Raw genomic sequence first — 13,923 nt, forward strand, 5'->3', positions numbered from 1 at the left:
GAACATCTATATCGTAACGGAAAGGTGTTTTTCTTGGTATAACCCTTGAACGCCACCTGCAAAGCAGGTGGTTTTATGTTTAAGACGCTAGCGCGACTTAAACTGGCTAAAGCCATAATCAAATTAAAGATGTATTTTAAATACATCTATTTAATGCTCTCCTTTATTTATTAAAAGCTCGTTATTTTTTAATAAATAAAAATACGCTTTTTTATCTTATATAGAAGGCGCAAAATAAAAGATATATATTAAATGCATCTTTGTTGCAATTCTAATATTAAATGTTTTATTTAAAATGCATCTTTTTTTATTTATCTTTATTTTTAATTACCCATAAATAGTGTATTCAACAATAAACTAGAGACTTTATATAATCTAAAAATGAAAGGCTTTATTCGAATTTAAAAAGCAAAAAAAAGCGAAGATAATCTTCGCTTTTTATTAAGAGATATTCTTTTAAAGAAAGAATAATTAGAAACGGTAACCTACACCAAACATAAATACAAATGGGTCTAGGCGTGTGCTGATTGATTGTCTGTCTTCACCAGCTTTAAATTTAACATCAGTTTCGATATTCATCCACCAAACAGACGCATTCAGCATCCAGTTTTTATCAAGGTTATAATCTAAACCTGCTTGTGCTGCAAAGCCCCATGAATCCTTGAGATCTAAGTCAGATAAACCAGCGCCTTTACCCGCTGAATTAAATTTCTCATCAAAGAATGTAGTAAAGTTAAGACCTGCACCTAAATAAGGACGTAGTTTATCTTCACCATTACCGAAGTAATATTGTGCCATTAATGTTGGTGGCAAATGTTTAACAGTCGCAATCTCACCAAAGTTTGTTAATGATACTTTGTGCTCAAAAGGAGTAGCTGCTAATAACTCAACACCAATATTATCAGTGATCATATACCCAAAGGTTAAACCTAATTGGGTATTATTATTAGCTTCAAAGTGTCCAATACCTAATACATTATCAGAGCCTGCATTTGGACGAACAGTTGCAGTACCAGCACGGAATAAAAAATCACCCGCTTGGTGAGCGAAAGAAATAGAAGGCGCAAGAGTTGCAGCCGCTAAAATAAGCGCAGAAAGTTTTTTCATTATTTAACCCATTCCTGTAATAAGTAAAATCTCCGCTAAAAATATAACCATTTATTGATAATTATGATCTAATACCGATCACAACTTTGGAATTATTTTTGCAGAAAGTGTTATTTCTCTTTTTATTATTTATCAATGCGATTATTTATAATTGATCCACATCAAATTACCTATTAATACAATTTTTTCTTATAATTAAATTTATTCTTAGTAATACTTTTTGAATAAAAAATATCCTAAAAAGATGAATTTAAAAATAAAGTTATTCTTATGTTAATATTATGTTTGTTTTATTTTAAATGCTGAGCATATTCTGATTATTAACACCAAGAAAAAAACCAAATAAGAGAAGTAAGAGAAAATATCCCTTTTTGCTGTTGTTGAAGGTACAATAGCGCGCATTGACACAGTCTATTTTTATAGGAGCAGTTTCATGCCTACCACGGCACGCACAATCTACCGAGACAGTCTGAATTTTTATAAGAATGAACGACGTAGTATTGTTACCCTTTCCGCTATCCTTGCTGTTGTGTTAGCGATAGTTCATGTCTTAATTGGCCCTAATCCTCAAGAATACCAATTGATGATTGAATTTGTGGCTAATTTTAAAAATACACAGCTTTCTTCTACTTCTCCTGCTGAATTAGAAGCAATGTCAAACAGTGTCGTGGGTATCGCCAAAAAAGTTTTATCACTGTATGCATTTGAAACACTACAGCAGAGCATCTTGGTACTAACCTTATTGATGTTCGCTATGGCAATCTCTGCAGGCCACAACGTCACCCTTGGTCAAACATTTAACGCATGTTTACCTCGCTTACCAAAAATGTTTTTACTGATTGTTCTGTGCTCTATTTTGATTAGCGCAGGTTTTATGGTGATGATTATTCCTGGCATCATTTTGCTAATCGGTTTTGCATTAGCGCCCGTTGTCTTAGTGCGCCAACAAAATATGGGAAGTGCAATACGTTTAGGTTGGAAGATTGGGTTTAGTGAGTCTGGCTCACTTATTCCTGCTTTAGGTATTTGGATCTTATTGCAGTTTGGTATTGGTTTTGTGAGTAATCTTACAATTCAACTACCTGATCTTATCCATAACTTCTTATTCTATTTTCTGAAAAATATGGCTTCAGCGTGGATGATTATTTACCTATTTCGTTTGTTTATGTTGGTTGAGAACAAATACATAACGCAACAGACGCGCTAGTCTATTCAAAACATAGCTATCCATAAAATTTACCGATAAAAAATCCCGTGTATAAGTGAACGTCTTATCACGGGATTTTACTTTTTACTACTACTCGTAAAACTTAGCCAAAATACTTAAGGTGTTGATGTATGACTTTCTATCGGCACTTCTAATATCGCATCTTCGTTATTCTCTGTTTCTTGGCTTTCAGCTTCTTGCTTTAATGCCTCTTTTCTTGCTTCTTTCTGTTTTTCTTTGATCTGCTGTCGGCTTTGATAAAGCCGGATCACAAAATAGAGATCGGGAGCGATAATTAAGTCATCTTCATTTAGCGAAATTCTGTTACGCTCAATCCAGCGATTTAGTTCGGTTCTGCGCCCTGCTAAAACCAATTTCACGCCTTTTATTCGCAATTCCCGTATTAGTTCATCAATAGCAGCAAACACGCTGACATCGTCATAGGTAAAGCTTACAGCCGCATCTACGGCTAACCATGCTGGTCGTTGAGGCGCGCTATCAACAAGTTGAAGTACCCGTTTTTTAAAATACCCCACATTAAAATAAGTCAGTGGTGAATTAAAACGATACATCATCAAGCCATCGATAGGTTCAATACCATTATCCTTATTCATTGAGTGAACCATACCCTGTTCATCAACACCCAACAATTGATCGCTCGGACGAAAAACAATACGTAAAAACTGCAACAAACCTAATAAAACCGCAAAGCCGATACCGTTAATTAGTCCTGCCAATAACACAGCTAATAATGTAAATGATGCCAATGTGAATGCTTGTTTATTACGTTTGCGATAAGACCAAATATGACGAATACTCAACAATGACCATGAAGAGACGATCAACACAATTCCTAGCGAAGATAATGGAATATAAGCGAGAAAATCAGTCATAAATAATAGCACTAGCAAAATTACCAGTGCTGCGATAATAGAAACTAATTGTGTTTTGCCACCAACAGAATCATTGACTGCGGTACGGCTACTTGCTGCACTTACAGCAAATCCTTGAGAAAGCGCTGCCGCAATATTCGCAATACCTAATGCTTTTAATTCTTGATCCGCATCAACATCATAACCATTTTTGCTAGCAAAACTGCGGGCTGTCATCATAAAACTCACAAAGCTAATGACAGCCAAGTTTATGGATGGAACCAATAACTCTCGTAATACACCAGGATGAAATCCACTCATTGATACAACGGGTAGAAAGAGATCAACATTTCCCGCTTCTTTATTCACAATAGCAATACCATAGCTGGCTAAATCAAATTGCCAGCTAAGGTAAGTCATCACAACCATAGCAATTAATGGTGCCGGCCATCGGCTACGAAAATAGCGAATACCCAATAATAAGGCGAGTGTTATCCCAGACATCAATACCGTGGGTAAATGTGCATCCATTAATCGAAATGGGACTTCAATTAGTTTTTCGATTAAATGATCTGGGGAAGTGTCAAAACCAAATACTTTACTAATTTGTCCCACCATAATAGTGATCGCAACACCATTTAATAGCCCTTGAAGGATCGGACGAGATAGAAAATCAGTAAAAGCCCCCAATCGAAAGTGGCTGGCTAAAATACACCAAAAACCCGTCATTGCTGTCATGATAATTGCTAGTTGCCATCGTGTATTTTCATCACCAGCAGATAATGGAATAACGACCGCAGCAATAACGGCGCACGTTGCAGCATCAGGCCCTGTAATTAATTGACGAGAAGTACCAAATAATGCATAAATAATCATAGGGAAAATACAGGCATATAATCCAACAATAGCATTAATGCCTAATAATTCGGTGTAAGCAATGGCAACTGGTAGCGCGACAGCAGCAACAGAAAGCCCTGCTTTTAAGTCATAGCCAAAATATTCACGCTTATAGCTAAATAATAAGCCTAGTCCTGGCATCCATTTTATTATTCTTTTTCCGTTCATTGATTTCCTCTTATCAGAAATACTTTTTTATTTATGCATTCATCAAAAAGTGGCGCGTGATAATGATGAGTTAATGAATCATATACTAGTGTAATATTTAAATCCTCTTTCATAACTCAAGCTTGTGTTTTAATTTTACATAAATGCAATTACGTTGATTTTTCATTGAGTTATTACAGATAAAAATAGCGTTTTTTGTATAAATTAACACTCTGTCGTTAAAGATATGCAATTGTTTACCCATTTTCTGTCGCTTTGCATTAGAATAGCCAAGTTTATGAATTTAATTACCATAGGTTCCTATCTGTTATGAAAAATGGCTGGCTTAAGCAATTACTTGATTTTGCTCCACTATTAGTGTTTTTTATCTTCTATAAATGGCAAGATATTTTCTATGCTTCAGGTGCATTAATTATCGCGACGTGGGTCTCAGTCGGCTTGACATGGCTTATTTTCCATAAAGTTGAGAAAGCACCACTCATTACCGCCATTGTGGTTACTATTTTTGGCTCATTAACCATCTTCTTTCATTCTGCCGATTTTATTAAATGGAAAGTGACGGCTATTTATGCCATTTTTGCCATCGTTTTAATTGGTATGCAGTTATTTACGCCCAAAACGCTAATGGAAAGAATGTTAGGCAAAGAGCTTGCAATGCCACCTGCAAATTGGAAGAAACTCAATATTGCATGGGTAATTTTCTTTTTTGCTTGTGCTCTTGGTAATATTTATGTGGCATTTTCTTTGGCAGAAGAGACTTGGGTTAATTTTAAAGTCTTTGGCTTAACTATTTTGACCTTTGTCTTTACTATCGCCAGTGTGGTTTATATCTGGAATAACCGTTTACCAGAAGAACAAACTGAAAATGAAACCACAGAAAATAGTGAACACGAATTATCAGATGATATGACAAAACAAGTATCTAAATCGACATCACACGATGCTCATTCAAAATCTGAATAATCATTTTTATTTTATTGGGAGATGTGTGCTCTAAATAACTCAAGTGCAGCTAGGCGGCAAGCGAATGAGACGCTAGGAGCTGTGACTAGTGTGAGTGAGTGTAGCCAACAACGCTACAGCTTAAAGTATGACGAGTAGACATCTCTTTGGTTTTAACATTATTTACAGATACTTTATACCCATGACTGAACAACAATCTTTGCCTAATGGTGAGCTCGTTTTACGTACTCTAGCCATGCCTGCTGATACTAATGCCAATGGTGATATTTTCGGTGGCTGGTTAATGTCCCAAATGGACATCGGTGGTGCAATTTTAGCGAAAGAAATTGCGTTAGGTCGTGTCGTTACTGTAAGCGTAACAGGCATTACCTTTCTTAAACCTGTCGCTGTTGGCGATGTCGTTTGTTGCTATGCACGTTGCTTAAAAACAGGTAACTCTTCAATTACTGTTAATATTGAAGTCTGGGTTAAGAAAGTCGCCACAGAACCTGTCGGCCAACGCTATCGTGCAACAGAGGCTGTATTTACCTACGTTGCCGTTGATGAGAACAATTCAGCTCGTCGCTTACCTGAAGGTAAAGCACATTTCACTCTAACAAGTACAATGGAATAAAACGCCATTAAGACAATTCGATTACGACGAATAGCGTGAAAGCATTAAAAGTTGAAACTAAAAAAGGCACTTATTAAAGTGCCTTTTATTTATCTGGTATCAAATAGTGATATCGATCTGTTTAAGCGCTAGTTTTATAAAAATTAGCTTGCTGAGATCCCTGTCATTTTGAATTCAATCAGAACCACTTTTCCTTTATAAGGAATTTTTTCATAACGCCACTGTCGCATTGCTCTTTTTACTTCTCGCTCAAACACGTTTTTAGGATCAGCTGAAATAATTTCTACATTATCGACTCTTCCATCGGCATCAACATCAAAACGAACTTTGATTGTACCTTCCATACCTACTGCTCGTGCTCGTGATGGATATTCAGGTAAACCTTGGCGTACTGCATTAGGTACTTTACCTTCCCCACTACTTGCCACTGCAACCGGTTTTTCATCGCCTTTATCACTTGGCTTTGCCGTCGGATTAAGATTTTTGAGATCATTACCTTTATTAACAACTAAAGGTTGTGGTCGCTCAACAGGCGGTTTCGGTTTGTCTACTGGTTTTGGCTTAGGCTTCGGTTTTGGTTCTGGTTTTTTCTCTATTGGTTTTTCGATAATAGGTTTTACGTCAGGAATAGGTTCTGGCTCGGGTTCAGGCTCAACAACCGGCTCAGGTTCTGGAGGAGTAACTTCTTCAACCACAGGTTCTGGTTCGCCAGCAGGCTCATCTGCTGCAAATGCCAACATCTGTATAGAGATAGGCTCAGGTGTAACTGGCTTATCTTCTACAACATATAACATCGCAGCCGCAACAAGTGAGGCATGTAGACAAAGTGATATGAGTACCCAAAACTTCCAACGCATAACTGATCTTATTTCACCTAAAGAAAAAATATGCCCCTAGTTTAAATGCAAATAGCAATCATATTCAATAACGTTTAGCAAAATGATTGATATTAGCCACTAAAAAGTGAAATTATGAGTTCCATTCTATGTGTTGTACAAATAAAAGTGCTCTATGTTTTCTAGAAGTATCAAGTTTACGCAGTTTATAAATTCGGAAATTACGACGAGATTGCCCTTCTAACCATCGACGTCGTTTACGTATAGCTTGTCTCATCATTCGCCAACGAGCTACTTCAGTCCTACTGTGTCTCATACTATCAGCACCTATTTTTTTCGAATAAGTGGACTATTATAAGACGTTCATTTTGTGATCCAAGGGGGGATTTATGGTTTGCTTAAATTTCATCCATTATTTGAGCATTTCTCACAAAGATAAAATGAATAAAGAGTTGTATCTTATTGCTTATTTAATGCTTATCTCTTAAGAAAGAGATTTGACAGAGATAATAATCCTGATTTAATAACAACATTCGGCAAATAACAAAAATAATGAACTATTTTTATTAAATTGCCTTTAGCTTATCCATGCAATTCATTTTCAACGGAAAATAGCTCTACTATGACAACATTTTATACTGTATTAAGTTGGCTAACCTTTTTCTTCTATTGGCTATTAATTGCGGGGGTCACATTTCGTGTCCTAATGCACCGACGACCTGTTACATCAACAATGACATGGCTATTGATCATTTACATCCTGCCATTAGTCGGGGTTATTGCGTATTTTGCTTTTGGTGAATTACATCTAGGAAAACGACGTGTTGAACATGCTAAGCAGATGTGGCCTTCAGTTGTTGCATGGCTTGAAGACTTGAAAAAATGTAAGCATATCTTTGCTACAAGTACGAGCGATGTGGCAACGCCTCTTTTCCAATTAACCTCTAAACGCCAAGGTATTAAAGGTGTTAAAGGTAACAAAATTGAACTTTTAACCACCTGTGAAGATTCGCTCAATTCAATTACACGCGATATTAATAATGCCCGTGACAATATTGAAATGGTTTTCTATATTTGGCAATCAGGTGGTTTAGTTGATGAAGTAACCGACGCCTTAATTAGAGCAGCTAAGCGTGGTGTAAAATGCCGAGTCATGGTTGACTCTGCGGGTAGTTGGAATTTCTTCCGTACTAACGGCCCAGATGTAATGAGAGCTGCGGGTATTGAATTTGTTGAATCATTACATGTTAATTTATTCCGTTTCTTCTTACGCCGCATGGATTTGCGTCAACATCGAAAAATCGTATTGATTGATAACTATATTTCCTACACAGGAAGTATGAATATGGTTGATCCTCGTTATTTCAAGCAAGATTCTGGTGTAGGTCAATGGATTGATATCATGGTCAGAATGGAAGGCCCTGTTTCGACCACATTAGGAATGATTTATGCCTTTGACTGGGAAATGGAAACTGGTGAGCGCCATTTACCCCCTCCTCCTGATGATAATATTATGCCTTGTGAACAAGAAAGCGGCCATACAACACAAGTCATCGCCTCAGGCCCAGGTTTTCCTGATGAGCTAATTCAACAGTCACTTATTACAGCCATTTACTCTGCGAGAAAAGAATTAGTACTGACAACACCTTATTTTGTACCTAGCGATGATCTTGCCCATGCAATATCAACCGCTGCGATGCGAGGTGTTAATGTAAGTATTATCGTTCCTCGTAGCAATGACTCATTCCTTGTACGTTGGGCAAGCCGTTCATTCTTTACTGAAATGCTCGAATCTGGTGTGAAAATATTCCAATTTGAAGATGGTTTATTACATACCAAAAGCGTGATGGTTGATGGACAACTCAGTATGGTGGGTTCAGTTAACCTTGATATGCGTAGCTTGTGGTTAAATTTTGAAATTACCGTTGTCATTGATGATGAAGGTTTTGGCTGTGATTTAAGCATTGTTCAATATGATTATATTGCTCGCTCGACAGAATTAACTATGGATGAATGGGAAAAACGACCATTCTTAAATCGTGTATTAGAGCGTATCTGCTATTTCTTTAGTCCTCTGCTATAACAGAAATGTTATAATCAAGAGACTACTAAAAAAACGGGTAACAGATAACCGTGCTAAATTAGTAAAAATGCGATACAAATAACGCGATAATTATTGGAATAATAGACAGGCATTACCATGAATGAACCAACTTTAATCAGTGAAGACGACGCTTTAGAACAAGCTTATGATCTATTCTTAGCCCAAGCAGCGGATAATTTAGATGTTGCAGATCAATTATTGTTTAACCTGCAATTTGAAGAAAGAGGCGCAGCTGAAGTGGTTCCATTAGGTAATGATTGGCAATTTATTGTTGGCCTGCCTGTCACATCAGCCCGTTTTAGCGAAGTAATTATTGGTCTTGCTCCAGACGATGATTCCGATATTGATGATATTTTTGGTCGTGTCCTAATTAGCCGCGATCCATTACAACCTATGTTCCATATTATTTGGAAATCATAATCACTTTTATCTTCACCTGCTTATATTTTAGCGGGTGATTTTTTATTTCAGAGAGAAATAAAATAAGTAAAAGTAACTTTATTATTGATGCTATTTTTGCCTTAGCTTTCTTTGGTGCATTTTACTGGTATGTCTGCGTAGCTATTATTATAGTAATGCTTTACGCCACAATAAAAACACAAAAAACGTTATTTCGTATCTTATTTATACTTATTGCTTTAATTTTTGCTTATTTACCCTTTATGCAATATCTTTGGTAAAAATTAAACCTAAAAAATTAAAAGCGCTCTATCGGCGCTTTTCTCTTTTATCATTATTTAATGATATATAATTTGCATAGATAATACTCATTACTGACGCAAACTCACAGCAATACGATTAAAGGCATTCATTAACCCAATTGCCAATGTCAGATCATTCATTTCTATGTCTGTAAAATATGCTTTAACCTGCAGATAAATATTATCATCTGTATTTTTCGCTGAAATATTACTGACTGCCTCTGCCCATAATAATGCAGCTTGCTCTCTATCAGTAAAACGTTCACTCACTTGCCAACCATTTAGTGCATCTAACTTATTTTGATCAACATCATGATTACGTAATGAGTTGTTATGCATCTCCAAACAAAAAGCGCAGCCATTAATTTGAGACACTCTTAAATAGACAAGTTCAATCAACGTTATATCCAATGAACTACCTTCTAGTGCGGTTTTACATTGAATTAAACCAGCATAAGCTTGAGGGCTGAGTTTTGGGTAAGATAAGCGAAGCTTTGACATAATTTCCTCACAATTTACAATAAAGGTAAACCTACAAAAAAACTGTATATAAAAACAGTGGTAATATATTCAATTTATAGAGATGGGTTTATCAATTTTGTGGTATTTGCTTTTAGAGGCAATGATCTTCGGTATAAGTGACTTAATTTACTACTTATTCTTTGTTAGATTATTGTCACTTATTACGCGTAATAACTGTTACTCAAAGCATTTGGATGAATGAGCAATAGTTAAAAACATTGTGCCTTCTCTTGTGAGTGTGCTTTCTTTCTTTATGGGGGGGGATTTGACCATTCTATCTATTTCCGTTGAGGAAAATTTATCACTCGTTTCATTATAAAAACACAAACATTGATCTTTACTCACGTTACTATAGACATTTAATGTATCCATACAATATTCAATAACTTTATTTTCTTGTGATTCAGAGCAAGCTGGTAGTAAAAATAAAGATAAAATAACAATTAAGGTTTTGTTCATAACTATGCCACTGTTGTGTTAAATTTATTTAATTATGAAAAAATTATTTCATTAAAGCAGAGGAATTATTACGACATAAATCAAATTTAAGTGGATAATTGTTATTTATATAAGATAAAAGAGAGGTTTTTTTATTCCCCTCCCTATTTTGTATCTTTAATATTTTTTATTTAGTATTTGTACTTATTTTTATTTAGTATTTGTACTTATTTTTATTTAATTTTAAATGTAACAATGGGAAAGGATTGCCTTGTCCATCTAATTCAGAACGTCCTATTTGCTCAAACCCAATATAAAAATAAAAACCAATTGCTTGAGGATTCTGTTCATTTACATCTAATTCATCAATATGCAGTGTATTTATTGCGAAAGTTGTAAGCAATTTACCACAGCCATGCCCCCTAGAATTCGCATCGACAAAAAGCATCTCTAACTTATTTTCTGCTGTACCTAAGATCCCGTGAATAACATTATTATCGTCTATCGCAATATAGGTATTAAGCATAGGAAAATACTGTTCTACAATATCTTTTTTGAGAGACAAAATGATATCTTCAGATAGAAATGTATGTGTGGCTCTAACTGATGATTCCCAAACTGCAATCATTTCATCATAGTGCAAAGGCTCTGCTTTTATTATAGTTAACATACTTCTCTCTCCATAAAATACTGCATCTTAGAGATCCATTATTAACAGTCAAGCCACCCAAAGAAAAAACACACATATTGTGTATATTAAATAAGTTTTGATAAAACAAAATCCCCAATATAGCGATAAGTATTTACATTCATATAAAACAAAAAAGGCCACATAACGTGACCTTTTTAAAATATTATTTATCAGATTAATACTAGAAACGGTAACCAACACCTAATATCCAAGTACCAAATTTTGCATCATCTATTTTTGAATATTCATAAGATGCATCAATGGCCACGTTTGGAATTGGATTGATTTGTAAACCTAATCCATAAGCCATAGACGATTTACTTAACTTATCATTGTCATTATCATAGAAAAAATTATCTTCTTGATTAATATGACCAAGGCCAATTAAACCATACGCACTAAAATAGTCATTAAAACGGTAGCTAGGACCCGCTGTTAATGAAACATAATCAATTTCAGTTGAACCAATTTTTCCCCAGCGGCCATAATAATTATAAGTTAATTTTGTATACGTTAGTGATCCAATAACTCCCCAGTTATTATCAAATTCATGATTATATTTAAAGTTAATTCCTTTAAGATCATCATCCATTTTATCATCAACTTTAATTGAAGTCTGGGCATAACCCACAGATAAAGTATTATCTAATGCTGCTTGTGCATTAAAAGAAAGTGTAGAAATAGCTAACAGTGAAGTTGAAATAAATAAATTACGACGCATCTTTATTCTCTATATAAAAACAAAAGGATAGACAAATGGAACTAAATTATAATTTAGCTCTCTTGTTAAATTGAGTGTAACACTCAATAAAATTTATTTATGAATAATACATTAACAATAATATTTTATAAAGAAAATCTTATGATTAAAGTTATAATTAAAACACCATTTCTCTCAACAACAAACTTACCTTATTTTTCACTATTATTAAGTAAATATTAAGATCATAACATTATGAAAAAAAAGACTAATTTTAATCTTCATCAGTTTTAATTTTCTTAAAACCACTATTGTCGTTCTATTTATGCTTAATCATTAGGATAAAAAAAACTCACTAAGTCAAATTAACTTATCTTAGTCTATAAAATGTTAATTAATATTTAATATAAAATTTAAAACAGTATGGAAATAAGTTATTTTATTAATTTTAATACGTATAAAAAAACCACTTATAAAGTGGCTTTCTTTTTTATTTATTATTAGAAAGTTGCATTTTTAACCAAAAGCTTTGCTGACATAAATTAAAAAATTCTTTTCTATAAGGAGAGATAGGTTTGTTATTCGATTCGACAATTTCCCAAGTGATCCAATGTTCAGGACATTGAGCGTCATTATCATAATGTTCTGTTTCTATCTCTTCTGTACATTTCAAAATGATACCATCAGGAAATAACCAAGTATGGGTTGCCCTGGTTATTTCCGTTAACTCATCACCAAAAATACAGCGACAATGATGTTTTAACCAATATCCCCAACTGTATAAATTGTTAGGCGCCAAGACTTTGCTTAAAACACCAATATCGAAATCAATTTTGCTAACAATAGGATGTAATGTACCTAGCATTACTCTTGTTTTATCTAATTGCTGATTTTCAAATTTATCTATTTTATTTTTAAAATCAAACAAATATCCAAGTCTGATTTTTCTGCTATTGCACATCCATTAGCAAAACTCCCATAAACATAAATGCTGTGTAAATTCTCTTTTAATAATTGGGAAAGGTGCTCAGCAACATCTGTAATGACAGGTTGAAATAGTGTTTGAAAACCTGTTGTAGGTGGTAAGCTTATTTCATTTACTTGAGAAAAAACCATAATTTTCCTTTGTAAGGTTTTATTTTTCTATTTGAACCCCTATCATTTTTTTAATCGTGAACCAATTTTGGAAACAAAGGTGAAACAGTTCAGTAATCTGTTGAAGTGGTAAAGAGGTACCGTTTTAGCCAGAAAGCAGTAAGCATCAAACATTTATCTTCTGTATGAATGAAAATATGCGTTTAAATAATGTGGATTCTCTTTATATAATAGCAATTCATTAAGTAATGCAGAGAAAGTGAGATTTGGGGGGTTAACATGTGGCTTGAACAATTTGGTGTACTCAATATTTGGACATACCTTGCAGGCATGTTTTTTATTATTCTTGTTCCTGGCCCCAATACACTCTATGTGCTAAAAACAAGCGCATCAGGCGGTGTTCGTGATGGATATCGTGCTGCATTTGGTGTTTTCTTAGGTGATGCTATTTTAATTTTTCTCGCCTTTATTGGTGTTGCATCTGTAATAAAAGCCTCTCCTTTACTCTTTACTATTGTTCGCTTTTTAGGTGCTTTTTACCTTCTCTATTTGGGAATAAAAATTATTCATGCAACTTTTTTCTCCAAAAAAGTACATTCAGAACAAACAACAACTGTACAGAAACACGTTTTTAGAAAAGCACTTACATTAAGTATGACTAATCCTAAAGCGATTTTATTTTATATCTCATTTTTTGTTCAGTTTATCGATTTTAATTATGCACATACGGGATTATCTTATTTAATCCTGGCTTCCATGCTTGAAGCCTTTAGCTTTATCTATCTCTCTTTTCTGATATTTGGTGGTGTCGCCCTTGCTCGCTTCTTCGGCTCACGTAAAAATATCGCTAAACTAGGTAATGGTGTTATTGGGCTTTTCTTTATGGGATTTGCGACTAAATTAGCGACATTAACATCATAAGTTTTAATAACAGATACTAATTAGAGAAATGGCAATCGAAATAAGATTGCCATTTTTTATCTACGATCATTTACGTATATTTATAAAA

General features: G+C 34.4%; 15 protein-coding genes and 1 pseudogene. 6 read left to right on the forward strand and 10 right to left on the reverse strand.

Going from position 1 to position 13,923, the window contains the following annotated elements; genetic code table 11:
* Positions 1 to 471 precede the first annotated feature (471 nt).
* A complete protein-coding gene (gene ompW / locus DK857_RS13540) occupies positions 472 to 1,107 on the reverse strand; it encodes an outer membrane protein OmpW (protein WP_006536979.1) in 636 nt (211 codons plus the stop codon).
* Between the two features lie 433 nt (positions 1,108 to 1,540).
* On the opposite strand from ompW, the gene DK857_RS13545 reads away from it, so the two are divergent.
* Positions 1,541 to 2,314, forward strand: coding sequence for a YciC family protein (locus DK857_RS13545; RefSeq protein ID WP_098943021.1), 774 nt, complete (start codon positions 1,541 to 1,543; stop codon positions 2,312 to 2,314).
* Between the two features lie 116 nt (positions 2,315 to 2,430).
* On the opposite strand, the gene DK857_RS13550 is transcribed toward DK857_RS13545, so the two are convergent.
* Complete coding sequence (locus tag DK857_RS13550; protein WP_109394320.1) at positions 2,431 to 4,251, reverse strand: SulP family inorganic anion transporter; 1,821 nt, start codon at positions 4,249 to 4,251, stop codon at positions 2,431 to 2,433.
* Between the two features lie 309 nt (positions 4,252 to 4,560).
* Here DK857_RS13550 and DK857_RS13555 point away from each other — a divergent pair.
* Both DK857_RS13555 and yciA read left to right on the forward strand, forming a co-directional pair.
* Positions 4,561 to 5,109 (forward strand): annotated as a pseudogene (locus DK857_RS13555) (septation protein A); the annotation flags it as partial.
* A 286-nt stretch (positions 5,110 to 5,395) separates the two neighbouring features.
* Positions 5,396 to 5,827 (forward strand): acyl-CoA thioester hydrolase YciA, encoded by a 432-nt coding sequence (gene yciA, locus DK857_RS13560; RefSeq protein ID WP_006536988.1) that lies wholly within the window; start codon positions 5,396 to 5,398, stop codon positions 5,825 to 5,827.
* A 143-nt stretch (positions 5,828 to 5,970) separates the two neighbouring features.
* On the opposite strand, the gene tonB is transcribed toward yciA, so the two are convergent.
* On the reverse strand, positions 5,971 to 6,684 hold the full coding sequence (gene tonB, locus DK857_RS13565) for a TonB system transport protein TonB (RefSeq protein WP_109402453.1): 714 nt from the start codon (positions 6,682 to 6,684) through the stop codon (positions 5,971 to 5,973).
* Between the two features lie 112 nt (positions 6,685 to 6,796).
* Positions 6,797 to 6,979 carry a YciY family protein gene (locus DK857_RS13570; RefSeq protein WP_036913581.1) on the reverse strand — a complete coding sequence of 61 codons (183 nt, stop codon included), beginning with the start codon at positions 6,977 to 6,979 and terminating at the stop codon, positions 6,797 to 6,799.
* A gap of 306 nt (positions 6,980 to 7,285) precedes the next feature.
* Here DK857_RS13570 and cls point away from each other — a divergent pair, with 306 nt between their 5' ends.
* On the forward strand, positions 7,286 to 8,746 hold the full coding sequence (gene cls, locus DK857_RS13575; protein ID WP_109394317.1) for a cardiolipin synthase: 1,461 nt from the start codon (positions 7,286 to 7,288) through the stop codon (positions 8,744 to 8,746).
* Positions 8,747 to 8,857: 111 nt separating this feature from the next.
* Positions 8,858 to 9,187, forward strand: a complete 330-nt coding sequence (locus DK857_RS13580) for an HI1450 family dsDNA-mimic protein (RefSeq protein WP_369961051.1) — start codon at positions 8,858 to 8,860, stop codon at positions 9,185 to 9,187.
* A gap of 350 nt (positions 9,188 to 9,537) precedes the next feature.
* Here DK857_RS13580 and DK857_RS13585 read toward each other — a convergent pair whose 3' ends face one another.
* The 6 genes from DK857_RS13585 to DK857_RS13610 all read right to left on the reverse strand — a co-directional run bounded on the left by DK857_RS13585 (position 9,538) and on the right by DK857_RS13610 (position 12,935).
* Positions 9,538 to 9,969: a carboxymuconolactone decarboxylase family protein gene (locus DK857_RS13585; RefSeq protein ID WP_109402454.1), complete on the reverse strand. Its 432-nt coding sequence runs from the start codon at positions 9,967 to 9,969 to the stop codon at positions 9,538 to 9,540.
* Positions 9,970 to 10,167: 198 nt separating this feature from the next.
* The gene (locus DK857_RS13590) at positions 10,168 to 10,449 is read right to left on the reverse strand and encodes a hypothetical protein (protein WP_109394315.1); all 282 of its coding nucleotides are present in this window, start codon (positions 10,447 to 10,449) and stop codon (positions 10,168 to 10,170) included.
* A gap of 193 nt (positions 10,450 to 10,642) precedes the next feature.
* Positions 10,643 to 11,098 carry a GNAT family N-acetyltransferase gene (locus DK857_RS13595; RefSeq protein WP_109402455.1) on the reverse strand — a complete coding sequence of 152 codons (456 nt, stop codon included), beginning with the start codon at positions 11,096 to 11,098 and terminating at the stop codon, positions 10,643 to 10,645.
* A gap of 202 nt (positions 11,099 to 11,300) precedes the next feature.
* Positions 11,301 to 11,840 carry an Ail/Lom family outer membrane beta-barrel protein gene (locus DK857_RS13600; RefSeq protein ID WP_075672134.1) on the reverse strand — a complete coding sequence of 180 codons (540 nt, stop codon included), beginning with the start codon at positions 11,838 to 11,840 and terminating at the stop codon, positions 11,301 to 11,303.
* Positions 11,841 to 12,309: 469 nt separating this feature from the next.
* Entirely contained in the window at positions 12,310 to 12,747 is a 438-nt protein-coding gene (locus DK857_RS13605; RefSeq protein WP_109402456.1) for a hypothetical protein, read from the reverse strand.
* Positions 12,723 to 12,935, reverse strand: coding sequence for a nucleotidyltransferase domain-containing protein (locus DK857_RS13610; RefSeq protein ID WP_109402457.1), 213 nt, complete (start codon positions 12,933 to 12,935; stop codon positions 12,723 to 12,725). Before DK857_RS13610 ends, DK857_RS13605 begins: the two co-directional genes overlap by 25 nt.
* Positions 12,936 to 13,193: 258 nt before the next feature.
* On the opposite strand from DK857_RS13610, the gene leuE reads away from it, so the two are divergent.
* Entirely contained in the window at positions 13,194 to 13,835 is a 642-nt protein-coding gene (gene leuE / locus DK857_RS13615; protein WP_083629078.1) for a leucine efflux protein LeuE, read from the forward strand.
* Positions 13,836 to 13,923 lie beyond the last annotated feature (88 nt).

This window comes from Proteus terrae, assembly GCF_003144325.1.
In the GTDB taxonomy this organism is placed as follows: Bacteria; Pseudomonadota; Gammaproteobacteria; order Enterobacterales; family Enterobacteriaceae; genus Proteus; species Proteus terrae.

Excerpts from the sequence above, each read along its gene's own strand:
- ompW (WP_006536979.1), bottom strand. The coding sequence starts at position 1,107 with ATGAAAAAACTTTCTGCGCTTATTTTAGCGGCTGCAACTCTTGCGCCT.
- DK857_RS13545 (WP_098943021.1), top strand. The coding sequence starts at position 1,541 with ATGCCTACCACGGCACGCACAATCTACCGAGACAGTCTGAATTTTTAT.
- DK857_RS13550 (WP_109394320.1), bottom strand. The coding sequence starts at position 4,251 with ATGAACGGAAAAAGAATAATAAAATGGATGCCAGGACTAGGCTTATTA.
- yciA (WP_006536988.1), top strand. The coding sequence starts at position 5,396 with ATGACTGAACAACAATCTTTGCCTAATGGTGAGCTCGTTTTACGTACT.
- tonB (WP_109402453.1), bottom strand. The coding sequence starts at position 6,684 with ATGCGTTGGAAGTTTTGGGTACTCATATCACTTTGTCTACATGCCTCA.
- DK857_RS13570 (WP_036913581.1), bottom strand. The coding sequence starts at position 6,979 with ATGAGACACAGTAGGACTGAAGTAGCTCGTTGGCGAATGATGAGACAA.
- cls (WP_109394317.1), top strand. The coding sequence starts at position 7,286 with ATGACAACATTTTATACTGTATTAAGTTGGCTAACCTTTTTCTTCTAT.
- DK857_RS13585 (WP_109402454.1), bottom strand. The coding sequence starts at position 9,969 with ATGTCAAAGCTTCGCTTATCTTACCCAAAACTCAGCCCTCAAGCTTAT.
- DK857_RS13590 (WP_109394315.1), bottom strand. The coding sequence starts at position 10,449 with ATGAACAAAACCTTAATTGTTATTTTATCTTTATTTTTACTACCAGCT.
- DK857_RS13595 (WP_109402455.1), bottom strand. The coding sequence starts at position 11,098 with ATGTTAACTATAATAAAAGCAGAGCCTTTGCACTATGATGAAATGATT.
- DK857_RS13600 (WP_075672134.1), bottom strand. The coding sequence starts at position 11,840 with ATGCGTCGTAATTTATTTATTTCAACTTCACTGTTAGCTATTTCTACA.
- DK857_RS13610 (WP_109402457.1), bottom strand. The coding sequence starts at position 12,935 with ATGGTTTTTTCTCAAGTAAATGAAATAAGCTTACCACCTACAACAGGT.
- leuE (WP_083629078.1), top strand. The coding sequence starts at position 13,194 with ATGTGGCTTGAACAATTTGGTGTACTCAATATTTGGACATACCTTGCA.